This is a genomic window from Streptomyces sp. NPDC053474 (assembly GCF_044544845.1).
Taxonomy (GTDB): domain Bacteria; phylum Actinomycetota; class Actinomycetes; order Streptomycetales; family Streptomycetaceae; genus Streptomyces.
This window is the reverse complement of record NZ_JBITXV010000003.1, coordinates 397,843-419,991: the sequence shown is the minus strand read 5'-3', so window position 1 is coordinate 419,991 and position 22,149 is coordinate 397,843. Positions and strand designations below refer to the sequence as shown.

The following is a 22,149-nucleotide window of genomic DNA, read 5'->3' as shown; positions in this document are numbered from 1 at the left end:
ACAGAAGGGGACACGGCGGTATGTCCGCCCGCAGCACAGCAACGGCACTGCCCCGGGCGGAAACCCACCCCGCGCACATGACGGCGAGGACGGACATACCGCCGGGGCCCCGCCCCTACGGCACGGCAGGCGTGAAGCACGGCGGGAAAGAGGAAAGCGAACCGGTACCGGCCGCAAGGCACGGCGGCAAGGAGGGAAGCGAACCGGCACCGGCCGCAAGGCGCGGCAGCAAGGAGGGAAGCGAACCGGCACCACAACGGACCGGCGCCCAGCGCTAGCCCCCGGCAGGAGCCCCCGTAGACCCCCGCACCATCAACTCCCCATGCACCGTGGCGATCCCCCCAGGCGGCTCCTCCTCCCGCCCCATGGCGATCCGCCCGGCCCGAGCCCCGGCCTCGTACAGCGGCAACCGCACGGTGGTGAGCGCGGGCACCGCGTCCACGCTGAACGGCAGGTCGTCGAACCCGGCCACGGACACGTCCCCGGGAATCGAGAGCCCCCGGTCCCGCAGGGCGGCGCACGCCCCCAGGGCGACGGTGTCGTTCGCGGCGACGACGGCGGTCAACGAGGGCTCGCGCCGCAGGAGTTCGAGCGTGGCGTCGTATCCGGAGCGCCGGTCGTAGGGCCCGTGCAACGTCAGCCGGGGATCATCGGGGAGCCCGGCCGCCGCGAGGGCTTCCTGGTGCCCTTCGAGCCGGTGCCGCGTGGTGGTCCGGTCCACGGGCCCCGCGATGTACCCCACGCGCCGATGCCCGAGCCCGAGCACATGCTCGGTGAGCCGCCGCCCGCCACCCCGGTTGTCGAAGGTGAGGGCGACGGAGTCCGGAGCCCCCTCGGCAGGAGGGCGCCCGCACAGCACCACCCGGGACCCGGCGTCCCCGAGCCGCCGCAGCTTGGCCCCGATGGCCACCGCGTGCTCGGGATCCTCGCTGGTACCCCCGGTGAGCACGACGGCGGCGGCCCGCTGCCGCTGGAGGAGCGTCAGATAGGTCAGCTCGCGCTCGGGGGAGCCACCCGTGTTGCAGACGACGGCCATGCGCTCGCCCCCGGCGCGCCCGCCGGGCCCGCCGATCTCGGACTGGACGGCGCTCGCGATGATGCCGAAGAAGGGGTCGGCTATGTCGTTGACGAGGATGCCGACGAGGTCGGAGGTCGCGGCGGCGAGCGAACTAGCGGGCCCGTTGAGGACGTAGTCGAGCTCGTCGACGGCGCGCAGGACGCGCTCGCGGGTGGCGGCGGCGACGGGGTAGTTGCCGTTCAGTACGCGGGAGACGGTGGCGGGGGACACCTGGGCGCGGGCCGCCACGTCCGCCAGGGTCACGGTCATCTAGTGGTCCTCCGGTCCTCCGGTCTTGTACGAACGTTGTCCGCAGGCTAGCTTCTCCCCCGTAGAAAGCGCTTGCTACGCCTCGAAGGGCAGGTGGATCGACGCGAACCCGCCCCAAGAGCCACCCCCGGGCCCCAGGGAGGAACTCACGTGACAGGCAGGACGGTCCGCATCGCCATGAACGGCGTGACCGGACGGATGGGTCACCACCAGCACCTGGTCCGCTCCTTGCTCGCGCTGCGCGAGGAGGGCGGCCTCGACCTGGGCGACGGCACCCGGCTGTGGCCGGAGCCGGTCCTGGTGGGCCGCAGGGAGGGCGCGCTGCGCGAGCTAGCGGACCGCTACGGCCTGACGCACTGGTCGACGGACCTGGCGGAGGTCCTGGCGGACCCGGCCGTGGAGGTCTACTTCGACGCGCAGGTGACGGCGGCGCGGGAGGCGGCGCTGCGGCAGGCGATCGCGGCGGGCAAGCACGTCTACACGGAGAAGCCGACGGCGACCACCCTGGAGGGGGCCCTGGACCTGGCCCGGCGGGCGCACGCGGCGGGGGTGCGGCACGGGGTGGTCCAGGACAAGCTGTTCCTGCCGGGCCTGCGGAAGCTCAAGCGCCTCGTGGACGGCGGGTTCTTCGGCCGGGTCCTGTCGGTGCGGGGGGAGTTCGGCTACTGGGTGTTCGAGGGCGACTGGCAGGCGGCGCAGCGCCCGTCGTGGAACTACCGGGCGGAGGACGGCGGGGGCATCGTCGTGGACATGTTCCCGCACTGGGAGTACGTGCTGCACGAGCTGTTCGGCCGGGTCAGAAGCGTCCAGGCGCTGACGGCGACGCACGTGCCGCAGCGTTGGGACGAGCGGGGGAAGCCGTACGACGCGACGGCGGACGACGCGGCGTACGGGATCTTCGAGCTGGAGGGTGGAGTGGTCGCGCAGATCAACTCGTCCTGGGCGGTGCGGGTGCACCGGGACGAGCTGGTCGAGTTCCAGGTCGACGGCACCGAGGGCTCGGCGGTGGCGGGCCTGCGCGGCTGCCGCGTCCAGCACCGCGCGGCGACGCCGAAGCCGGTGTGGAACCCGGACCTGCCGTCGCCGCACGCCTTCCGCGAGCAGTGGCAGGAGGTGCCGGACAACGGGGAGTTCACCAACGGCTTCAAGGCGCAGTGGGAGCTGTTCCTCAGGCACGTGTACGCGGACGCGCCGTACCACTGGGACCTGCTGGCGGGGGCCCGAGGGGTGCAGCTGGCGGAGCTGGGCCTGAGGTCGGCGGCGGAGGGCCACAGGATCGACGTACCGGAGATCGCACTGTGAGGGAAACCGAAGAGACGGCCGACAACGCGGCAGCCCACAACGCGGCAGCCCACAACGCGACGGCCGACAACGCGGCAGCCCACAACGCGACGGCCGACAACGCGGCAGCCCACAGAACACAGGCAGCCAACAAAGCACCCCAGCCCCAACAAGAACAAAGCACCCCCACGCAAGCCGAACCCCGCACAGTCTTCGCCGCGGCCCACATCGTCGCGGACCCCCAGGCGGACATCCCCCCGGAGGGCCCCGCCGCAGTCGACTGGGAGGCCACCCTGGCCTTCCGCCGCCACCTGTGGGCGCACGGCCTGGGCGTGGCCGAGGCGATGGACACCGCGCAGCGCGGCATGGGCCTGGACTGGCCGGGCGCGGCGGAGCTGATCCGGCGCTCGGCGGCGGAGGCGAAGGCGGTGGGCGGCCGCGTGGCGTGCGGGGCGGGCACCGACCAGCTCACCGGGGCCGCGGCCGCCTTGGCCGAGGTGCGTGACGCCTACGAGGAGCAGCTGGCCCTGGTGGAGGAGGCGGGAGCGCAGGCGATCCTCATGGCGTCCAGGGCCCTGGCGGCGACGGCGAGGGGCCCCGACGACTACCTCGCCCTGTACGGCGGGCTGCTGGACCAGGTCAGGGAGCCGGTGATCCTGCACTGGCTGGGCCCGATGTTCGACCCGGCCCTGGAGGGCTACTGGGGGACGCGCGACCTGGACGCGGCCACGGAGACGTTCCTCCAGGTGGTCGCCGCCCGCCCGGGGAAGGTGGACGGCGTGAAGATCTCGCTCCTGGACGCGGACAGGGAGAAGGCGCTGCGCCGCCGCCTGCCGCCAGGCGTCCGCTGCTACACGGGTGACGACTTCCACTACCCGGAGCTGATCGCGGGCGACGAGCACGGCTTCAGCGACGCGCTGCTCGGGGTCTTCGATCCGCTGGCCCCCCTGGTGGCGAAGGCGATGCGGGCGCTCGACGCGGAGGGCCCGGCCGGGTTCCGCGCGGTGCTCGACCCCACGGTGGCGCTGGCCCGCCACCTCTTCGAGCCCCCCACGCGCTACTACAAGACGGGCGTGGTGTTCCTCGCCTGGCTGGCGGGCCACCAGGAGCACTTCACCATGGTCGGCGGGCTCCAGTCGGCGCGCTCGCTGCCCCACCTCGTGACGGCGTACGAACGGGCCGCGGGCCTTGGCCTGTTCCCCGACCCGGGCCTGGCGGAGCACCGCATGGGCCTGCTCCGCGAGGTCCACGGGGTGAGGCGATGACGGGCACGGCGGCACCCGCGGAGTTCAGCGTCAACCAGATGACGGTCAAGCAGCTCCCCCTGCCCGAACTGGTCGCGGCCTGCGTGGACTTCGGCGTCCGGGGCGTCGGCCTGTGGCGGGAGCCGGTCCGGGCGTACGGGGTGGAGGCGGCGGCGAAGCTCGTGCGGGACGCGGGCCTGGCCGTCACCACGCTGTGCCGGGGCGGCTTCCTCACCGCGGCGGAACCGGCGGAGCGGGCCCGGGCCCTGGCCGACAACCGCGCGGCCGTGGACGAGGCGGCGGCGCTGGGCACCGACACGCTGGTCCTGGTCACCGGCGGCCTCCCACCCGGCGACCGCGACCTGCCCGCGGCACGCGCCCGCGTGGCCGCGGCGCTGGTGGAACTCGCCCCCTACGCGGCGGCCCGCGAGGTCCGCCTGGCCGTCGAACCGCTGCACCCCATGTACGCGGCGGACCGCAGCGTCGTGTCCACGCTCGCGCAGGCGCTGGCCCTCGTGGAGCCCTTCCCGGCCGAGCGGGTGGGCGTGTGTGTGGACACGTACCACCTGTGGTGGGACGACACCGTGCCCGACCTGGTCGTCCGGGCGGGCGCGGCGGGCCGTCTGCACGCGTTCCAGCTGGCGGACTGGACGACGCCGCTGCCGCACGGCGCGCTCACCGGCCGGGGCCCGCTCGGCGACGGGGCGGTCGACTTCGCCCACTGGCGCCGCCTGATGGCCGGGGCGGGCTACGCGGGGCCGGTCGAGGTGGAGCTGTTCAACGAGGAGCTGTGGGCGCGGGACGGCCGCGAGGTCCTCGCGGAGACCGTCAGGAGGTACGCGGAGGTGTGCGGCCCGCGCGCTTGCTGAGCACGGCGAGGACCACGGGGATCAGCAGTTCGATCACCCGGGTGACCGTGGCCACGGGCAGGCCCGTCTTCTTCGAGACCGCCGTCGCCACGGGCTTGGCGACCTTGGCGAGGGCGCCCGCCATCATGCCGCCGCCGAGCAGCCCGCCGAGGCCGCCGCCCAGTGTGGCGACGCCCTGGAGGGGTGGTTCTGCCGCGAGGGCGGGTGCCTGTGCGGCCGCCTCCTCCTGGAGGGGCGGGGACAGGGTGGAGGCCGTGGTGCCCACCACGCTGCGCGCCCCCTCCGCGTCCGTGCCGAGCAGGGTGGCGATCTCCTGGAGCTTGTCGTCACCCAGCTCGTTCATCACGTCGTCTTCGAATGAGGTGTCGCTCATGTACGGAAAGCTACGTCCGGGTGGGTTTGTCGGCACGCTGAAATCTTCCGGAGGAACTTTCCGAAGCCGTGCAACCGTACCCGGGGGTTACGGGTCGTAGTGGGTGTCATGCGCTCCGGGGGGCGGATCTGGGGGGATCCGATGGGGCGCTGACAAGGGAGGGGAAACCGAAGGGGCCCGGTCGACGGACCGGGCCCCTTCGAAAGCGCCGGGCGCGGGGCGCCGAACACCACACCACCGCCAGCGCTCAGCCCACAGCACATCTCAGAAGAAGACCCCGCAGGTCAGCAGCACATTCGCATAAGGCCGAGCCTCCCCGGTGCGCACCACGAGCCGCGCGCCCGCCGACCGCTCCTTCACCTCGTCGTGCGGGACGAGATCCAGCGCGGCCCCCGGGAAGCGCTCCGCCAGGAGCCCGGCCGCCGCCGGATTCGCCGCCCGCACCTCGACGGCCGCCACCGCGCCCTCCACCACGAGCTCCGCGAGCAACCCGTCGAGGACCTGCGCGAACGACGGCACCCCGGCCGTGAACGCCAGATCCACCACCCGGGGCCCCACCGGAATCGGCATGCCCGCGTCGCACACGAGCACCCGGTCCCCGTGGCCGAGCTCCGCGAGCGCGCCCGCGAGATGGCGGTTGAGTATGCCCGCCCGCTTCACCGCGCCGCGCCCGCCCCACCGAGCTCCGCCACCTCGGCGGCCGTCGGGTACGAGGCCTGCGCCCCCGCCCGCGTCACCGCGAGGGCCCCGACCCGCACCGCGTACCGCGCCGCCGTCACCAGGTCCTCGCCCACACCGAGCCGCCACGCGAGAGCCGCCGTGAACGCGTCCCCGGCACCCGTGGTGTCCACCGCGTCGACCTTCACCGACGGCACCCGCTCGCAGCCCTCGGCCGTGGCCACGAGCGCGCCCTCGGCGCCCAGCGTCACCACCACCGAGCGCGGGCCGAGCGCGAGCAGCCGCCCCGCCCACTCCTCCGGCGACTCCGGCACCTCCGCGCCCGCGCCCTCCAGGATCACCCGCGCCTCGTGCTCGTTCACGATCAGCGGATCGCAGGCCCCGAGGACCTCCGGCGGCAGCGGGGCGGGCGGCGACGGATTCAGCACGAGGCGGGCCCCGGGCGCCAGGCCCCGGGCCGCCTCCGCGACCGTCTCCAGCGGGATCTCCAGCTGGAGGGAGACCACCCGCGCCGCCGCGAACAGACCCCGCGCCGCCCGTACGTCGGCGGGCGTGAGCCGCGCGTTCGCGCCCGGCGCCACCACGATGCTGTTGTCGCCCGACGGGTCCACCGTGATCAGCGCGACCCCGGTCGGCGCGCCGCCCACCAGGACGCCCGCCGTGTCGACGCCCGCCGACTCCTGCGCGTCCAGGAGCAGCCGCCCGTGCGCGTCGTCGCCGACCCGCGCGAGCAGCGCCGTGCGCGCCCCGAGCCGGGCCGCCGCCACCGCCTGGTTGGCGCCCTTGCCGCCCGGGTGGACGGCCAGGTCGGAGCCGAGGACCGTCTCGCCCGCACCCGGCCGCCGCGCCACGGCCGTCACCAGGTCGGCGTTGGCCGACCCCACGACCAACAGGTCGTACTCATCCATTCCCGTACTGCCTTTCGCGCTGTTCACGCCGCCTGAAGTGGCCGCCCTGCCACCGTACGGTCACTGGAAGGCCTTCACGTTCTTAGCCGTGACCACCTTCACCGGCACCTTCACCAGGGACGGCACCTTCTTGTCGTCGGCCACGGCCACCGCGTTGCGCACCGCGATCCGGCCCAGCTCCTTGGGCTGCTGCGCCACCGACGCGTACAGCGTGCCGTCCGCGACCGCCGTCAGGCCGTCCGGCGTGCCGTCGAAGCCGACCACCGACACCGACGTGCCCGCCTTGCCGCCGAGCGCCTTCACCGCGCCGAGCGCCATCTCGTCGTTCTCGGCGAACACGCCGTCGACGCCCCCGTGCGACTGGAGCAGGTTCGTCATCACGTCCAGGCCCTTGGTGCGGTCGAAGTCCGCGGGCTGCTTGGCCACCACCTTGATGCCGGGGAAGGCCTTGATGCCCTCGGCGAAGCCCCGGCCCCGCTCACGGCTCGCGGACGTGCCCGCCGTGCCCTGGAGGACCACCACCTCGCCCTTGCCGCCGAGCTTGTCGGCGAGGGCCTTCGCGGCCTGCCTGCCGCCCGCCACGTTGTCGGAGGCGACGAGCGTGGCGACGTCCGCCTTGTTCACGCCCCGGTCCGCGGCCACCACCGGGATCCCGGCCTTGTTCGCCGCGCGCGCCGCCGGGCCCACCGCGTCGGAGTCGACCGGGTTGACGATGACGGCCTTCATGTTGCCGCTGGTGAAGTTCTGCAGCTGGTTGGCCTGCTGGGAGGCGTCGTTCTGCGCGTCCGTGACCGTCAGGTCCACACCCGCCTTCGCCGCCTCGGCCTGCGCGCCCTGCTTCATCTGGACGAAGAAGGGGTTGTTCAGGGTCGACAGGGACAGGCCGACCTTCGTGGACGTACCCGAAGAGCCGTGGTTCCACAGGGACGCCGCCGCGATGACGGCCGCCGCGAGAACCGCCGCCAGCGTGTACTTCACCGCCTGCGGGCCCTTGCGCCCGGCCCCCGACGACGTACTGCCCGCGGGCGTGCCCGCCGTCGCCGACGTCCGCCTGCGCAGCGAGTCCAGGAGCACGGCGAGCGCGATCACGACGCCGATGACGACCTGCTGCCAGAACGCCGACACCGAAAGGAGGTTGAGGCCGTTGCGCAGCACCGCGAGGATCAGCGCGCCGATCAGCGTGCCCGACGCCTTGCCGACGCCGCCCGCGAGGCTCGCCCCGCCGATGACGACCGCGGCGATCGCGTCCAGCTCGTAGCCCTGCGCGGCCTGCGGCTGCGCGGACACCAGACGGGACGCGAGCACGATGCCCGCGACGGCCGCGAACAGACCGGAGAGCGCGTAGATCGCGATCTTCTGCCGCTTGACCCGCAGGCCCGAGAGGCGCGCCGCCTCCTCGTTGCCGCCGATCGCGTACATGGAGCGGCCCAGATACGTACGCGCCAGGATCACCGCGGTGATCAGGCCCATCGCGACCATCACGAGCACCGGCACCGGCAGCCAGCCGCCGAGCGTGTCACCGACCTTGGACACGGACTCCGGGAACGCGATCGGGCTGCCCTGCGAGATCACCAGGGACAGGCCGCGGCCGATCGACAGCATCGCGAGCGTCGCGATAAACGGCGGCAGCTTCCCGTACGAGACGAGCAGGCCGTTGACGACACCGCAGGCCAGGCCCGTGGCGACCGCCAGGATCAGGGCGATCCAGACCGGCACGCCCTCCTTCGTCGCCGACCAGGCGAGGACCGTCGCCGAGAGCGCCGCCACCGAGCCGACCGACAGGTCGATGCCCGCCGCGACGATGACGAACGTGACGCCGAACGCGAGGATCGCCGTCACGGCCGCCTGCACGCCGACGTTGAGCAGGTTCTGCGTGGTGAGGAAGTCGCCGGAGAGCAGCGACATCGCCACCACCAGGACCACCAGGGCGCTCAGCGCGCCGTTGTCGAGCAGCACGCGGCGCAGGTCGAGGCCGCCGCCCGCGCCGGATGCGCCGGGCTTGCCCGGACGCAGGTCAGTGGTCGCCACGGGAGGCTCCCTTCTCGTCGTTGTCGTCCCCCGCGGGGGCGCTGTCGTGCCGCTCGGCGGCGGCCCGGTCAAGGGCGGTGGCGGTGCTGACGGCCAGGGCCATCACGGCGTCCTGCGTCGCTTCCCCTGCGGCCAGTTCGCCCGCCAGGCGGCCCTGGGCCATCACCAGGACCCGGTCGCTCATGCCGAGCACCTCCGGCAGGTCGCTGGAGATCATCAGGACGGCGTGCCCGGCCGCCGTGAGCTCGTTGATCAGCTGGTAGATCTCGACCTTCGCGCCGACGTCGATGCCGCGCGTCGGCTCGTCGAGGATCAGCACCCGCGCCTTGGCGAGCAGCCACTTGCCGATGACGACCTTCTGCTGGTTGCCGCCGGACAGGGTGCGCACGTGCTGGTGCAGGCCCGCCATGCGCACGCCGAGCTGCTCGGCGATCCGCTCGGCCGCCGCCCGCTGCCCGGCGCGGTCCACGAGCCCGGCCCTGGTCGCCGAACGCAGCGTCACCAGGCCGAGGTTGTCCGCCACCGAGGCGTCGAGGACGAGGCCCTGGCCCTTGCGGTCCTCGGGCACCAGGCCGATGCCCGCGGTCATCGCCGCGTACACGTCGTGCCGGGGGACCGGGCGGCCCGCGACCTCCACCGAGCCCGCGTCGTACGGATCGGCGCCGAAGACGGCCCGCGCGACCTCCGTGCGGCCCGCGCCGACCAGGCCCGCGACGCCCACGACCTCGCCCGCGCGCACCTCGAAGTCCACGCCGTGGAAGACACCGCCGCGGGTCAGCCCGCGCACCCGCAGCAACGGCGCCTCCTCCGTGGCGACCTCGGGGCGCTCCCTGGGGTACTGCTGCTCGATGGAGCGGCCCACCATCAGGCGCACCAGCTCGTCCTCGGGGGTGCTCGCGGGCACCTGGCCGACGCTGCGGCCGTCGCGGATGACGCTCACGCGGTCCCCGAGCGCGGCGATCTCCTCCAGGTGGTGCGTGATGAAGACGACGCCGACGCCGTCCGCGCGCAGCGCCCGTACGAGGGAGAAGAGCGTGTCGACCTCTCCGGAGGTGAGCACGGCGGTCGGCTCGTCCATGATGAGCACGCGCGCGTTCAGGCTGAGCGCCTTGGCGATCTCCACCATCTGCAGCCGGGCGATGCCCAGTTCGCGGCAGCGGGCGCGCGGGGACACGTCGACGCCCACGCGCGCGAGGAGCCCGGCCGCGTCGGCCTCCATCCTCTTGCGGTCGATCAGGCCGTAGCGGCGCGGCTGGCGGCCCAGGAAGATGTTCTCGGCCACCGTCAGATCGGGGACGAGGTTGAACTCCTGGTAGATGGTGGCGATCCCGAGGCGCTCGGCGTCCTGCGCGCCGTGCACGCGGACCTCCTCGCCGCCCACCAGGATGCGCCCGGCGTCGGGCTGGTGGGCACCGGACAGCATCTTGATCAGCGTGCTCTTGCCCGCGCCGTTCTCGCCGAGCAGCACGTGCACCTCGCCCGCGCGCAGGTCGAAGTCGACGCCGTCGAGCGCCACGACGCCGGGGAAGGCCTTGCGGATGCCCTCGACGCGCAGCAGCTCACCGTCGTGGCTCACGGGGTGCTCCTTCCAGCAGGGGATTCCTCGGTGGGGGCTTCGGGGGCTTCGGCGGCGGCGGGCTCGCCGCACGAGCGCCGGACGACCAGGCGCGCGGGCAGCGTCACCGACTGCGGCACGCGTCCCTCGATGCGGTCGGCGAGCGCCCGTACGGCGGCCCGGCCCAGCTCGCCCGTCGGCTGCGCGATCGCGGTGATCGGCGGGTCGGTGTGCACGAACCACGGGATGTCGTCGAACGCGGCGAGCGCGATGTCGTGCGGCACGCGCAGGCCCCGCGCGCGGACGGCGTCGAGCGCGCCGAGCGCCATCAGGTTGTCCGCGGCGAAGACCACGTCGGGAGGCGTCGGCAGGTCCAGGAACCGCTCGGTGGCGCGCCGCCCGCTCGCCGCCTGGAAGTCGCCCTGGCCGACGTAGGCGGCGGGCAGGTCGAGGCCGTACTCCGCGAGCGCCTCGCGGAAGGCCTCGACGCGCTCGCTGCCGGTGGTCGTGGCGGCGGGGCCCGCGATGATAGCGAGCCTGCGGTGGCCGAGCGCGTACAGATGGGCCACCAGGTCGCGCACCGCGGCCCGCCCGTCCGCGCGGACGACGGGCACGTCCGCGCCCGCGATCCACCGGTCCACGAACACCATCGGGGTGCCCGCGCGCGCGGCGTCGAGGACCAGCGGGGAGCCGCCGTCGGCGGGGGAGACGAGCAGGCCGTCGATGCGGCGGTCCAGGAGGGTGCGGACGTGGTGGTCCTGGACCTCGGGCCGCTCGTCGGCGTTGCCGAAGATGATGCTGTAGCCGAGCGCCCGGGCCTCCTCCTCGACGGAGCGGGCCAGCTCGGTGAAGTACGGGTTCAGGACATCGCTGATGACGAGCCCGAGCGTGCGCGTCTGGTCGGTGCGCAGGGACCGGGCCAGGGTGTTGGGCCGGTAGCCGAGTGCCGCCACGGCGTCGAGCACGCGGGTGCGGGCGGCCGGGCTGACGGACGCGTGCCCGTTCAGGACCCGGGACACCGTCGCCACGGAGACTCCCGCACGGGCCGCGACGTCTTTGATGCCGACGCTTGCCACTGCCGATGCCACCTCCTCGTGGAATCGATTACACGAGGGAGTGAAAACGATTACACGAGGGCTGACAACCCCTTGGCGGCTGGCCGAAACCAGATCGTGACCCAGGCCACGTCCGCCCCTCGCGCTCCTGTACGCGGGGATCGCCGGACGCGTTGTCGGTGCCCGGCGGTAGCGTCGGATCATGTCGACTGCTGCCCGGCAGGGTTCGCCCGGTGTCCCCGCGCCCCGCATGGCCGTCCTGGAGGGCGTCCTGGAGCGGATCACGTTCGCCAGCGAGGAGACGGGGTACACGGTCGCGCGCGTGGACACCGGCCGCGGCGCCGGGGACCTGCTCACGGTCGTCGGCTCGCTGCTCGGCGCGCAGGTCGGCGAGTCGCTGCGGATGGAGGGCCGCTGGGGCTCCCACCCGCAGTACGGCAAGCAGTTCACCGTGGAGAACTACACGACGGTGCTGCCCGCCACCATCCAGGGCATCCGCCGCTATCTCGGCTCCGGCCTCATCAAGGGCATCGGCCCCGTCATGGCCGACCGGATCACGACCCACTTCGGCGTGGACACCCTGGACGTCATCGAGCACGAGCCCAAGCGGCTCATCGAGGTGCCCGGCCTCGGCCCCAAGCGCACCAAGAAGATCGCCGAGGCCTGGGAGGAGCAGAAGGCCATCAAGGAGGTCATGGTCTTCCTCCAGGGCGTCGGCGTCTCCACCTCCATCGCCGTACGGATCTACAAGAAGTACGGCGACGCCTCCATCTCCGTGGTCAAGAACCAGCCCTACCGCCTGGCCGCCGACGTCTGGGGCATCGGCTTCCTCACCGCCGACCGCATCGCCCAGGCCGTCGGCATCCCGCACGACAGCCCCGACCGCGTCAAGGCGGGCCTCCAATACGCCCTGTCGCAATCCACCGACCAGGGCAACTGCTTCCTGCCCGAGGAGCGCCTCATCGCCGACGCGGTCAAGCTCCTCCAGGTCGACACGGGCCTGGTCATCGACTGCCTCGCCGAGCTCGCGGGCGAGGAGGAGGGCGTGGTGCGCGAGTCCGTGCCGGGCCCCGACGGCGGCCCCGACGTCACCGCCGTCTATCTCGTGCCCTTCCACCGCGCCGAACTGTCCCTGTCCGCCCAGCTGTTGCGCCTCCTGCGCGCCGACGACGACCGGATGCCCGGCTTCCAGGACGTGGCCTGGGACAAGGCGCTCGGCTGGCTGGCGGGGCGCACCGGCGCCGAGCTCGCCCCCGAGCAGGAGGCGGCCGTCCGGCTCGCGCTGACCCGCAAGGTCGCCGTCCTCACCGGCGGGCCCGGCTGCGGCAAGTCCTTCACCGTGCGCTCCATCGTGGAGCTGGCCCGCGCCAAGAAGGCCAAGGTGCTGCTCGCCGCGCCCACGGGCCGCGCCGCCAAGCGCCTGTCCGAGCTCACCGGGGCCGAGGCCTCCACGGTCCACCGCCTGCTCGAACTGAAGCCGGGCGGCGACGCCGCGTACGACCGGGACCGGCCCCTGGACGCCGACCTGGTGGTCGTGGACGAGGCCTCCATGCTGGACCTGCTCCTCGCCAACAAGCTGGTGAAGGCCGTCCCGCCCGGCGCGCACCTGCTGTTCGTCGGCGACGTCGACCAGCTGCCGAGCGTCGGCGCGGGCGAGGTCCTGCGGGACCTCCTGAGCGACGGCGGCCCGATCCCCGCCGTGCGCCTGACCCGCGTCTTCCGGCAGGCGCAGGAGTCTGGCGTGGTCACCAACGCCCACCGGATCAACTCCGGGCAGCCGCCCCTGACCCAGGGCCTCGCGGACTTCTTCCTCTTCGTGGAGGAGGACACGGAGGAGGCCGGGCGCCTCACCGTCGACGTCGCGGCCCGCCGCGTCCCGGCGAAGTTCGGGCTCGACCCGCGCAGGGACGTCCAGGTCCTGGCCCCCATGCACCGCGGCCCCGCGGGCGCCGGCACGCTGAACGGCCTGCTCCAGCAGGCCATCACCCCCGCCCGCCCCGGCCTGGCCGAGAAGCGCTTCGGCGGCCGCGTCTTCCGCGTGGGGGACAAGGTCACCCAGATCAGGAACAACTACGAAAAGGGGAGCAACGGCGTCTTCAACGGCACGGTCGGCGTCGTCACCGCCCTGGACCAGGACGAGCAGCACCTGACGGTCCTGACCGACGAGGACGAGGAGATCTCCTACGACTTCGACGAACTCGACGAGCTCGCCCACGCGTACGCGGTGACGATCCACCGCTCCCAGGGAAGCGAGTATCCGGCGGTGGTGATCCCGGTCACCACCGGCGCCTGGATGATGCTTCAGCGGAATCTGCTCTATACGGCCGTGACACGCGCCAAGAAGCTGGTCGTACTCGTCGGTTCGCGCAAGGCTCTGGGGCAGGCCGTGCGCACGGTCTCCGCGGGCAGGCGCTGCACGGCCCTGGACCACCGGCTCGCGGGCCGCCACACGGCTTGACGTCAACGCCCCCACGCGGTTGATCGATCATTTGAGTCGTAAAGGTCACACACCACTTTCGGAACGGGGACGAAGGGGGCAGGATGACCAGGTTGGCGGCACTGAGTGCCGCTAGTAGGCCCAATGGTCGACCCCGAGTGCACTCTCCAGGGCCAAATGGGGGATGGTAGAGACAGTCAGGGCACCTCGAAGAAGAGGCACAACGTCGGTGAGGGATGACGTGAGCGAGAACGCTAACAACGCTGTAGTACTGCGGTACGGCGACGACGAGTACACCTACCCGGTGATCGAGTCCACTGTCGGCGACAAGGGCTTCGATATCGGCAAGCTCCGCGCCCAGACCGGTCTGGTGACCCTGGACAGCGGCTACGGCAACACCGCCGCCTATAAGTCCGCCGTCACCTACCTCGACGGCGAGCAGGGCATCCTGCGCTACCGCGGCTACCCGATCGAGCAGCTGGCCGAGCGCTCCACCTTCCTCGAGGTGGCGTACCTGCTGATCAACGGCGAGCTGCCGAAGGTCGACGAGCTGGCCACGTTCAAGAACGAGATCACCCAGCACACCCTGCTGCACGAGGACGTCAAGCGCTTCTTCGACGGCTTCCCGCGCGACGCCCACCCGATGGCCATGCTGTCCTCCGTGGTCAGCGCGCTGTCCACGTTCTACCAGGACAGCCACAACCCGTTCGACGAGAAGCAGCGCCACCTCTCCACGATCCGGCTGCTCGCCAAGCTGCCGACGATCGCGGCGTACGCGTACAAGAAGTCGATCGGCCACCCCTTCGTCTACCCGCGCAACGACCTCGGGTACGTCGAGAACTTCCTGCGCATGACCTTCTCGGTCCCCGCCCAGGAGTACGAGCTCGACCCGGTCGTCGTCTCGGCCCTCGACAAGCTGCTCATCCTGCACGCGGACCACGAGCAGAACTGTTCGACGTCGACGGTCCGCCTGGTCGGCTCGTCGCAGGCGAACATGTTCGCCTCGATCTCCGCGGGCATCTCCGCGCTGTGGGGCCCGCTGCACGGTGGCGCCAACCAGTCGGTCCTGGAGATGCTGGAGGGCATCCAGGCCAACGGCGGCGACGTCGACTCCTTCATCAACAAGGTGAAGAACAAGGAGGACGGCGTCCGCCTGATGGGCTTCGGCCACCGGGTGTACAAGTCCTTCGACCCGCGCGCCAAGATCATCAAGGCGGCGGCGCACGATGTCCTCTCGGCCCTCGGCAAGTCCGACGAGCTGCTCGACATCGCGCTCAAGCTGGAGGAGCACGCGCTCTCCGACGACTACTTCGTCTCGCGCAACCTCTACCCGAACGTGGACTTCTACACCGGTCTCATCTACCGGGCCATGGGCTTCCCGACCGAGATGTTCACGGTTCTGTTCGCGCTCGGTCGCCTTCCGGGGTGGATCGCGCAGTGGCACGAGATGATCAAGGAGCCCGGGTCGCGGATCGGGCGTCCGCGCCAGATCTACACCGGCGAGGTCATCCGCGACTTCGTCCCGGTGGAGTCCCGCTAGCACCGGCCCGCCCAGCCCCTCCGGCGTTTGAGGACGAGCGCGTCAGCGCGGTGCTTTGAGCCGGGGGAGCGAGACCGATAAAGCCCGTCCGGCGATTGAGGACAAGCGCGCAAGCGCGGGCTTTTGAACCGGTTCAGGGCGCCCACGCCAGCGAAAAGCGCCCCGCCGTCGATCCCCCCACGGGTCGACGGTCGGGGCGCTTTCCTTTGCCCCGGTGCGGATTCCCCCCACGGGATCCGGCCGGGAGTCTGAGGTGCTGCCCGAGTCTGGGTGCGGTACTGCGATCTGCCGGGACGCGTACGGAGTCGGGAGGGCCGCTCAAAGCTCCCCGGTGCACGTGCCCCGGCCAACGCTCCCCCGAGCTCTCAAGGAGCTGGGGGTACCCCCTTCGGCGACATCCCCCAAGATGTCCCCGTAACACCCGAGAGATCCCCCAAGATCCCTCTGGTGTCGCCCTCTTAGACTCACGACCCCCCTCGATGGTTACGTTCAGAACGTTGTGATCTGCGTCTCTTGCATATGTCCTGTGTGCACACAAGAGGACCCATATGTGGATTCCCCTGCCCACGTGAGGGTCCCGCGAAGACAGTGTGAAGGATCGCGAGTCTATGTGAAAGACCGCAAGCGGAGGCTGTTCGTCACTACGAAGACCGATGAGCAGGCCATGGCCGCTCCGGCGATCATCGGATTGAGCAGCCCGGCGGCGGCGAGGGGGAGCGCGGCGACGTTGTAGCCGAAGGCCCAGAAGAGGTTGGACTTGATGGTGGCGAGGGTCCTGCGGGACAGCCGGATGGCGTCCGCCGCAGCCCTCAAGTCGCCGCGTACGAGAGTGAGATCACTCGCCTCGATCGCGGCGTCCGTGCCGGTGCCCATGGCCAGGCCCAGGTCCGCCGTGGCGAGCGCGGCGGCGTCGTTCACGCCGTCGCCGACCATGGCGACGACCCGCCCCTCGGCGCGCAGCCGCCGTACGACGTCCGCCTTGTCCTCGGGCAGTACGTCCGCGTACACGGTGTCGATGTCCACGGCCCGCGCGACCGAGTCCGCCACGGCCTGGTGGTCGCCGGTCAACAGGACCGGGGTGAGCCCGAGTTGCCGCAGCTCGCGCACCGCTTCGGCGCTGGTGTCCTTGACGGTGTCGGCGACCGCGAGCAGCCCGCGCGCGACGCCGTCCCAGGCGACGAGCACCACGGTGCGCCCCGCCGCCTCGGCCCGCGCCCGGGCGTCGGTCAGCGCGTCCAGGCCCGTGACCCCGGCCCCGGTGAGCAGCCGCGCGCTGCCGACGAGGACCGCGTGCCCGTCCACGGTGCCGCGCACCCCGGCCCCGGGCACGTTCTCGAACCGCTCGGGCACCGGCAGGCCCGCCGCGTCGAGCCCCGACTGCCGTGCGGCGCCCGCCGCCACGGCCCGGGCCACGGGGTGTTCGGAGGCGTGCTCCAGGGCGCCCGCGAGCCGCAGCAGTTCCTTCTCGCCGGTGCCCTCGGCCGCGTACACCTCCTGGAGGGTCATCTTGCCGGTGGTGACGGTGCCGGTCTTGTCCAGGACGATCGTGTCGACGCGGCGGGTGGACTCCAGGACTTCGGGGCCCTTGATGAGGATGCCGAGCTGGGCGCCGCGCCCGGTGCCGACCATCAGGGCCGTGGGTGTGGCGAGCCCGAGGGCGCACGGGCAGGCGATGATCAGTACGGCCACGGCGGCGGTGAACGCGGCGGACGCGCCGACGCCGTTGCCGAGCCAGAAGCCCAGCGTGGCTACCGCGAGGGCGAGGACGACGGGCACGAAGACCGCGGAGATGCGGTCGGCCAGGCGCTGCGCGGCGGCCTTGCCGTTCTGCGCGTCCTCGACGAGCTTGGCCATCCGGGCCAGCTGCGTGTCGGCCCCGACGCGGGTCGCCTCGACGACGAGCCGCCCGCTCTGGTTCACGGTGGCCCCGGTCACCGTGTCCCCGGCGGTGACGTCGACGGGCACGGACTCGCCGGTCAGCATCGACACGTCGACGGCGGACGCCCCCTCGACGACCGTGCCGTCGGTGGCGACCTTCTCGCCGGGCCGCACGAGGAACCGGTCTCCGACCTTCAACTCGCTAACTAGAACGTTCTTTTCAGTCCCATGAAGAAGTACGGTGACGTCCTTGGCGCCCAACTCCATCAGCGCGCGCAGCGCCGCGCCCGCCTTGCGCTTGGAGCGCGCCTCCAGATAGCGGCCGAGCAGGATGAACGTGACGACGCCCGCGGCCACTTCGAGGTAGATCGCCGAGGACCCGTCGGTACGCGTCACCGTCAGGTCGAAGCCGTGCCGCATGCCGGGCTCCCCGGCCGTGCCGAGGAACAGGGCCCACAGCGACCAGCCGAAGGCGGCGAGCGTACCGAGGGACACGAGCGTGTCCATGGTGGCGGCGCCGTGCCGGGCGTTCAGGAGCGCGGCCCGGTGGAAGGGCAGCCCGCCCCACACCACGACCGGCGCCGCGAGCGTGAGGGACAGCCACTGCCAGTACGTGAACTGGAGCGCCGGGACCATCGCGAGCACGACGACTGGCAGCGCGAGGGCGGCGGAGACCAGCAGCCGCCGCAGCAGCTGGTCGGCCTCCGTGAGGTCGGCGGTGGTGGGGCGTCCGGCGGGGTCCACCGGCGCGTGAGGGCCCTCGGGCCGCGGCGGGACGATCTCGCGCGCCGAGTAGCCGAGCTTCTCGACGGTGGCGAGGAGGTCGGCGACCTCGACCCCCTCGGCGTAGCTGACCTTGGCCTTCTCCGTGGCGAGGTTGACCGACGCGGTCACGCCCTCCATGCGGTTCAGCTTCTTCTCGATGCGCGCCGAGCACGAGGCGCAGGTCATGCCGCCGACGGCGAGTTCGACCTCGGAGGTGTTCATGACGGCTCTTTCGCGGCGTGGGGGGTACGAGGGCGACGGCGCGTGGTGCGCAACGGGCTCAGGGCCCCGCGCCGTGGTGGCGCGGGGCCCGGGGCCGGGGGAGGGGAGGTCAGGCGGTCGCGCCGGTCAGCTCGTAACCGGCCTCGTCGACCGCGGCGCGGACGGCCTCCTCGTCGAGCGGGGCCGCGGAGACCACGGTCACCTTGCCGGTGGCGGCGACCGCCTGGACCGAGCTGACGCCCGCGATCTCGGAGATCTCGCTGTTGACCGCGGACTCGCAGTGGCCGCAGGTCATCCCCTTCACGTCGTACACGGTGGTGACGGCGCCGGGCTGCGAGGTCTGGGCGTTGGCGGTCATGTCGTTCTCCTCAGTGAAACGTGTGTGACGTGCGGGTTGTCGGAACGTCGACGTGGGGGAGGGGCCCCGGTAGCTCCAGGGAACCTCCCGACGTGCTTCACACTATACCCCTAGGGGGTATTTTCCAAGAGGGGCTCGGGTGGCGGGGCAAGACGGGGGTCACTCGCCCTTGCGCGCGCGGTTGCCGGGCCGCGACGCGACCCAGGCGCGGATGGTGTCGGCGTACCAGAACGGCTTGCCGCCCTCTACGTGGTCGGGCTCGGGCAGGAGGCCGTGCTTGCGGTATGAGCGCACGGTGTCCGGCTGGACGCGGATGTGCGCGGCGATGTCTTTGTACGACCAGAGCCTGCGGTCGGTCATCGGTGGCTCCTCCCTGTGCGCACCCAGGGCGACCGGAGGGGTCGACGGGGGAGCTGGGCGCGGCACTGGTGTCACTCAGCCTGTGCCCCGTGAACGACGGAGAGTGACTGTGGAGGAGTGCTTGTCGACTGGCTGTGACGGGAAACCCGCGTACGTGTCACATGTGTGACGGGAGTGCAGTGTTTGTCACCTACGTGACGCGCTTGACTGGCGCGGGCGCCCGGCGTGTTGGGGGCGCGTTCGCGTGCCGAAGCGGTAAAGGGGGGCCTGGACGCGGCTGAGGGGAGGCCGCGCGGTCGCGGCCTCCCCTCGGGTGTCAGGGGCGTGCGGGCCTCACGCCCCGCAGGAGCGCAGGAAGGCGCGGGTGCGGCGGGCGATGGGCAGCGGCTTGTCCGGTGCGCACGGGTACATGTCCTGCTCGACGATGGCGAACAGGTCGACGCCCAGCCTCTCGGCCGCCGCGAGGACCGGTTCGAGCGCGGGCACCCCGGCGGGCGGCTCGCACATCACGCCGCGCGCGACGGCGGGCCCGAACGGCATGTCCTGCGCCCGCACTTCGGCCAGGACCGCCGGGTCCACCTGCTTGAGGTGGAGGTATGCGATGCGCTCGCCGTACGTCTCGATGAGCTTGACGCTGTCGCCGCCGCAGTACGCGTAGTGGCCGGTGTCCAGGCACAGCGAGACGAGGGCGGGGTCCGTGGCGTCGAGGAAACGGGCGACGTTCTCCTCGGTGTCGATGTGGGTGTCGGCGTGCGGGTGGACGACGATGTCCAGGCCGTAGCGCTCGCGCACCTCGTGGCCGAGCCGCTCGGTCTGCGCCGCCAACTGGCGCCACTGCTCCGGCGTCAGCGTCGCGTCCTCCAGGACGGCACCGGTCTTGTCGTCGCGCCAGAAGGACGGGATGACGACGAGGTGCCGCGCGCCCATCGCCTGCGTGAGACCGGCGATGGCGGACACGTGCTCCCACGTCCTGTCCCACACGTCCGGGCCGTGGTGCAGGCCGGTGAACACGGTGCCCGCCGAGACCTTCAGGCCGCGGCGCCGCGTCTCGTCGGCGAGCCGGGACGGGTCGGTCGGCAGATAGCCGTACGGGCCGAGCTCGATCCACTCGTACCCCGACGCGGCGACCTCGTCGAGGAAGCGGCTCCACGGCACCTGCTGGGGGTCGTCGGGGAACCACACGCCCCAGGAGTCGGGGGCCGAACCGATCCGGATGCGGCTCAATCGGGAACCACGCGACAACTCTGTCTGCTGCGCCATGGCCGCAAGCCTCGCCGTCCGCCGAGAACAGTGTCAAGCAGTAGTCCGAATGTAAGGACAAAATGTTGACAGGGTTCCTGGGACGGGATTAGACCTGAGGGAAGCCACCATGAAGGGATGTGCAGGGTGACCGATCCGCACCCGGATCCGCACGCCGACGCCGGCGCCGATCCGTACGACGTCATCACCATGGGCCGGATCGGCGTCGACCTGTACCCCCTCCAGACCGGGGTGCCGTTGTCGCAGGTCACGACGTTCGGGAAGTTCCTCGGCGGCTCGGCGTCGAACGTGGCGGTCGCGGCGGCCCGGCTCGGGCGGCGCGTCGGCGTCGTCACGCGGACGGGACAGGACCCCTTCGGCGCGTACCTGCGCGGGCAGCTGCGCGCGTTCGGCGTCGACGAGCGGTGGGTCACCGAGGTGCCGGACCTGCCGACGCCGGTCACCTTCTGCGAGGTGTTCCCGCCCGACGACTTCCCGCTGTACTTCTACCGCCTGCCCAAGGCCCCCGACCTGGAGATCCGCGCGGACGAGCTCGACCTCGGCGCGATCGCCGCGGCGCGGATCTTCTGGGTCACCGGCACCGGCCTCAGCGAGGAGCCGAGCCGGGCGGCGACCCTGGCCGCGCTCGCCGCCCGCACCGGCGGGACCACCGTCTTCGACCTCGACTGGCGGCCCATGTTCTGGCGCGACCCGGAGGAGGCGCGCCCCCACTACGCCGCCGCGCTGCGGCACGCGACCGTCGCCGTCGGCAACGTGGACGAGGTGGAGATCGCCACCGGCGTGCGCGAGCCGCGCGCCGCCGCCGAGGCCCTGCTCGCGGCGGGCGTCGAACTGGCCGTGGTCAAACAGGGGCCGAAGGGCGTGCTCGCGATGGACCGGGCGGGGGCGGTGGCCCAGGTGCCGCCGCTGCCGGTGTCGGTGGTGAACGGGCTCGGGGCGGGCGACGCGTTCGGCGGGGCGCTCTGCCACGGGCTGCTCGCCGGGTGGGAGCTCGCCCGGGTGATCCGGTACGCCAACGCGGCGGGGGCGATCGTCGCTTCGCGCCTCGAGTGCTCCTCGGCCATGCCGTACGCGGCCGAGGTCGAGGCCGCCCTGGAAGCGGGGGCCGTGCGGTGAGTCGCTCCGGCACGTCCGTGGACGTCTCCGCGCTCGTGCGGACGCGTGCGCACCATCCCGAAGCCATCGCCGAAGCCGCCGCGCGGCGGCTTCGGCGGCCCTTGGTCGGGGCTTCCGGGCGGTTGATGATCATCGCGGCGGACCACCCGGCGCGGGGCGCGCTCGGCGTGGGCAAGGACCCGCTGGCCATGGCCGACCGGGCCGATCTCCTGGAGCGGCTGTGCCTGGCGCTGTCCCGGCCCGGCGTCGACGGCGTGCTCGCGACCGCCGACATCCTCGACGACCTGCTGCTGCTCGGCGCGCTCGACGGCAAGGTCGTGATGGGGTCCATGAACCGGGGCGGGCTCGCGGGCGCCGCCTTCGAGCTGGACGACCGGTTCACCGGCCACCGCGCCGAGGACCTGGAGCGGCTCGGCTTCGACGCGGGCAAGCTGCTGCTGCGCGTGGACTACGAGGACCCCGGGTCGCTCGCCACGCTGTACTCCACCGCGCGCGCGGTCGACGCGATGGCGGAGCGTCAGCTTCCGGTGTTCGTCGAGCCGTTCCTGTGCCGCAGGACGCCCGGCGGCCTGCGCAACGACCTGAGCGCCGAAGCGGTCACCCGGTCCATCGCGATCGCGTCGGGGCTCGGCGGCACGTCGGCGTACACCTGGTTGAAGGTGCCCGTGACGGAGAACCCGGATGACATGGCGCGCGTCATGGAGACCTCGACGCTGCCCGCCGTGCTGCTCGGGGGAGACATCGGCGGGGACGCGGACACCGCGTTCGAGAAGTGGCGCGGTGCGCTCCAGTTGCCCACCGTGTACGGCCTGGTGGCCGGGCGGACGCTGCTGTACCCGCCGGACGGGGACGTGGCGGGCGCGGTCGACACCGCCGTCGGGCTGCTGTAGCCGTG

General features: G+C 72.4%; 18 protein-coding genes. 7 read left to right on the top strand and 11 right to left on the bottom strand.

Features of this window, described 5'->3' with window-relative positions; translation table 11 throughout:
• Nucleotides 1–274: 274 nt before the first annotated feature.
• Entirely contained in the window at nucleotides 275–1,327 is a 1,053-nt protein-coding gene (locus ACIG3E_RS08595; protein ID WP_399612941.1) for a LacI family DNA-binding transcriptional regulator, read from the bottom strand.
• A 150-nt stretch (nucleotides 1,328–1,477) separates the two neighbouring features.
• Here ACIG3E_RS08595 and ACIG3E_RS08590 point away from each other — a divergent pair, with 150 nt between their 5' ends.
• Genes ACIG3E_RS08590 through ACIG3E_RS08580 form a run of 3 tightly spaced genes read left to right on the top strand, consistent with a single transcriptional unit; the run spans nucleotide 1,478 to nucleotide 4,721 of the window.
• On the top strand, nucleotides 1,478–2,629 hold the full coding sequence (locus ACIG3E_RS08590; RefSeq protein ID WP_399612939.1) for a Gfo/Idh/MocA family protein: 1,152 nt from the start codon (nucleotides 1,478–1,480) through the stop codon (nucleotides 2,627–2,629).
• The gene (locus ACIG3E_RS08585; RefSeq protein WP_399612937.1) at nucleotides 2,626–3,873 is read left to right on the top strand and encodes a dihydrodipicolinate synthase family protein; all 1,248 of its coding nucleotides are present in this window, start codon (nucleotides 2,626–2,628) and stop codon (nucleotides 3,871–3,873) included. The genes ACIG3E_RS08590 and ACIG3E_RS08585 overlap by 4 nt, the downstream gene beginning before the upstream one ends.
• The gene (locus ACIG3E_RS08580) at nucleotides 3,870–4,721 is read left to right on the top strand and encodes a sugar phosphate isomerase/epimerase family protein (protein ID WP_399612935.1); all 852 of its coding nucleotides are present in this window, start codon (nucleotides 3,870–3,872) and stop codon (nucleotides 4,719–4,721) included. The genes ACIG3E_RS08585 and ACIG3E_RS08580 overlap by 4 nt, the downstream gene beginning before the upstream one ends.
• Here the strand turns inward: ACIG3E_RS08580 and ACIG3E_RS08575 are convergent.
• From ACIG3E_RS08575 to ACIG3E_RS08550, 6 genes are all read right to left on the bottom strand, one after another.
• Nucleotides 4,681–5,094 (bottom strand): DUF937 domain-containing protein, encoded by a 414-nt coding sequence (locus tag ACIG3E_RS08575; RefSeq protein ID WP_399612932.1) that lies wholly within the window; start codon nucleotides 5,092–5,094, stop codon nucleotides 4,681–4,683. The genes ACIG3E_RS08580 and ACIG3E_RS08575 overlap by 41 nt on opposite strands.
• A 264-nt stretch (nucleotides 5,095–5,358) precedes the next feature.
• A complete protein-coding gene (gene rbsD / locus ACIG3E_RS08570) occupies nucleotides 5,359–5,754 on the bottom strand; it encodes a D-ribose pyranase (protein ID WP_138959826.1) in 396 nt (131 codons plus the stop codon).
• Nucleotides 5,751–6,680, bottom strand: coding sequence for a ribokinase (locus ACIG3E_RS08565; protein WP_399612929.1), 930 nt, complete (start codon nucleotides 6,678–6,680; stop codon nucleotides 5,751–5,753). Before ACIG3E_RS08565 ends, rbsD begins: the two co-directional genes overlap by 4 nt.
• Nucleotides 6,681–6,740: 60 nt before the next feature.
• Nucleotides 6,741–8,708, bottom strand: coding sequence for a substrate-binding domain-containing protein (locus tag ACIG3E_RS08560; RefSeq protein WP_399612927.1), 1,968 nt, complete (start codon nucleotides 8,706–8,708; stop codon nucleotides 6,741–6,743).
• Nucleotides 8,695–10,284 (bottom strand): sugar ABC transporter ATP-binding protein, encoded by a 1,590-nt coding sequence (locus ACIG3E_RS08555; RefSeq protein ID WP_399612925.1) that lies wholly within the window; start codon nucleotides 10,282–10,284, stop codon nucleotides 8,695–8,697. Before ACIG3E_RS08555 ends, ACIG3E_RS08560 begins: the two co-directional genes overlap by 14 nt.
• Nucleotides 10,281–11,339, bottom strand: coding sequence for a LacI family DNA-binding transcriptional regulator (locus ACIG3E_RS08550; protein WP_399612923.1), 1,059 nt, complete (start codon nucleotides 11,337–11,339; stop codon nucleotides 10,281–10,283). Before ACIG3E_RS08550 ends, ACIG3E_RS08555 begins: the two co-directional genes overlap by 4 nt.
• Before the next feature lie 181 nt (nucleotides 11,340–11,520).
• On the opposite strand from ACIG3E_RS08550, the gene ACIG3E_RS08545 reads away from it, so the two are divergent.
• Together ACIG3E_RS08545 and ACIG3E_RS08540 are read left to right on the top strand one after the other, a co-directional pair.
• A complete protein-coding gene (locus tag ACIG3E_RS08545; protein WP_399612921.1) occupies nucleotides 11,521–13,776 on the top strand; it encodes an ATP-dependent RecD-like DNA helicase in 2,256 nt (751 codons plus the stop codon).
• Between the two features lie 220 nt (nucleotides 13,777–13,996).
• Nucleotides 13,997–15,295 (top strand): citrate synthase, encoded by a 1,299-nt coding sequence (locus ACIG3E_RS08540; protein WP_399612919.1) that lies wholly within the window; start codon nucleotides 13,997–13,999, stop codon nucleotides 15,293–15,295.
• A gap of 606 nt (nucleotides 15,296–15,901) precedes the next feature.
• Here the strand turns inward: ACIG3E_RS08540 and ACIG3E_RS08535 are convergent.
• From ACIG3E_RS08535 to ACIG3E_RS08520, 4 genes are all read right to left on the bottom strand, one after another.
• Complete coding sequence (locus ACIG3E_RS08535; protein WP_399612917.1) at nucleotides 15,902–18,160, bottom strand: heavy metal translocating P-type ATPase; 2,259 nt, start codon at nucleotides 18,158–18,160, stop codon at nucleotides 15,902–15,904.
• A 109-nt stretch (nucleotides 18,161–18,269) separates the two neighbouring features.
• The gene (locus tag ACIG3E_RS08530) at nucleotides 18,270–18,518 is read right to left on the bottom strand and encodes a cation transporter (RefSeq protein ID WP_366792670.1); all 249 of its coding nucleotides are present in this window, start codon (nucleotides 18,516–18,518) and stop codon (nucleotides 18,270–18,272) included.
• 159 nt (nucleotides 18,519–18,677) lie between these two features.
• Nucleotides 18,678–18,878: an AlpA family transcriptional regulator gene (locus tag ACIG3E_RS08525; protein WP_030687661.1), complete on the bottom strand. Its 201-nt coding sequence runs from the start codon at nucleotides 18,876–18,878 to the stop codon at nucleotides 18,678–18,680.
• 333 nt (nucleotides 18,879–19,211) lie between these two features.
• Nucleotides 19,212–20,138: a sugar phosphate isomerase/epimerase family protein gene (locus tag ACIG3E_RS08520; RefSeq protein WP_399612914.1), complete on the bottom strand. Its 927-nt coding sequence runs from the start codon at nucleotides 20,136–20,138 to the stop codon at nucleotides 19,212–19,214.
• Between the two features lie 117 nt (nucleotides 20,139–20,255).
• Between ACIG3E_RS08520 and iolC the strand changes: the two genes are divergently transcribed.
• Together iolC and ACIG3E_RS08510 are read left to right on the top strand one after the other, a co-directional pair.
• On the top strand, nucleotides 20,256–21,254 hold the full coding sequence (iolC, locus tag ACIG3E_RS08515) for a 5-dehydro-2-deoxygluconokinase (protein WP_399612911.1): 999 nt from the start codon (nucleotides 20,256–20,258) through the stop codon (nucleotides 21,252–21,254).
• Complete coding sequence (locus ACIG3E_RS08510; protein ID WP_399612908.1) at nucleotides 21,251–22,144, top strand: deoxyribose-phosphate aldolase; 894 nt, start codon at nucleotides 21,251–21,253, stop codon at nucleotides 22,142–22,144. Before iolC ends, ACIG3E_RS08510 begins: the two co-directional genes overlap by 4 nt.
• The last annotated feature ends 5 nt before the right edge of the window (nucleotides 22,145–22,149 follow it).

Coding starts and splice junctions, on each gene's coding strand:
- ACIG3E_RS08595 (WP_399612941.1), bottom strand. CDS start 1,327: ATGACCGTGACCCTGGCGGACGTGGCGGCCCGCGCCCAGGTGTCCCCC.
- ACIG3E_RS08545 (WP_399612921.1), top strand. CDS start 11,521: ATGTCGACTGCTGCCCGGCAGGGTTCGCCCGGTGTCCCCGCGCCCCGC.
- ACIG3E_RS08535 (WP_399612917.1), bottom strand. CDS start 18,160: ATGAACACCTCCGAGGTCGAACTCGCCGTCGGCGGCATGACCTGCGCC.
- ACIG3E_RS08580 (WP_399612935.1), top strand. CDS start 3,870: ATGACGGGCACGGCGGCACCCGCGGAGTTCAGCGTCAACCAGATGACG.
- ACIG3E_RS08520 (WP_399612914.1), bottom strand. CDS start 20,138: ATGGCGCAGCAGACAGAGTTGTCGCGTGGTTCCCGATTGAGCCGCATC.
- ACIG3E_RS08575 (WP_399612932.1), bottom strand. CDS start 5,094: ATGAGCGACACCTCATTCGAAGACGACGTGATGAACGAGCTGGGTGAC.
- iolC (WP_399612911.1), top strand. CDS start 20,256: ATGTGCAGGGTGACCGATCCGCACCCGGATCCGCACGCCGACGCCGGC.
- ACIG3E_RS08565 (WP_399612929.1), bottom strand. CDS start 6,680: ATGGATGAGTACGACCTGTTGGTCGTGGGGTCGGCCAACGCCGACCTG.
- ACIG3E_RS08530 (WP_366792670.1), bottom strand. CDS start 18,518: ATGACCGCCAACGCCCAGACCTCGCAGCCCGGCGCCGTCACCACCGTG.
- ACIG3E_RS08525 (WP_030687661.1), bottom strand. CDS start 18,878: ATGACCGACCGCAGGCTCTGGTCGTACAAAGACATCGCCGCGCACATC.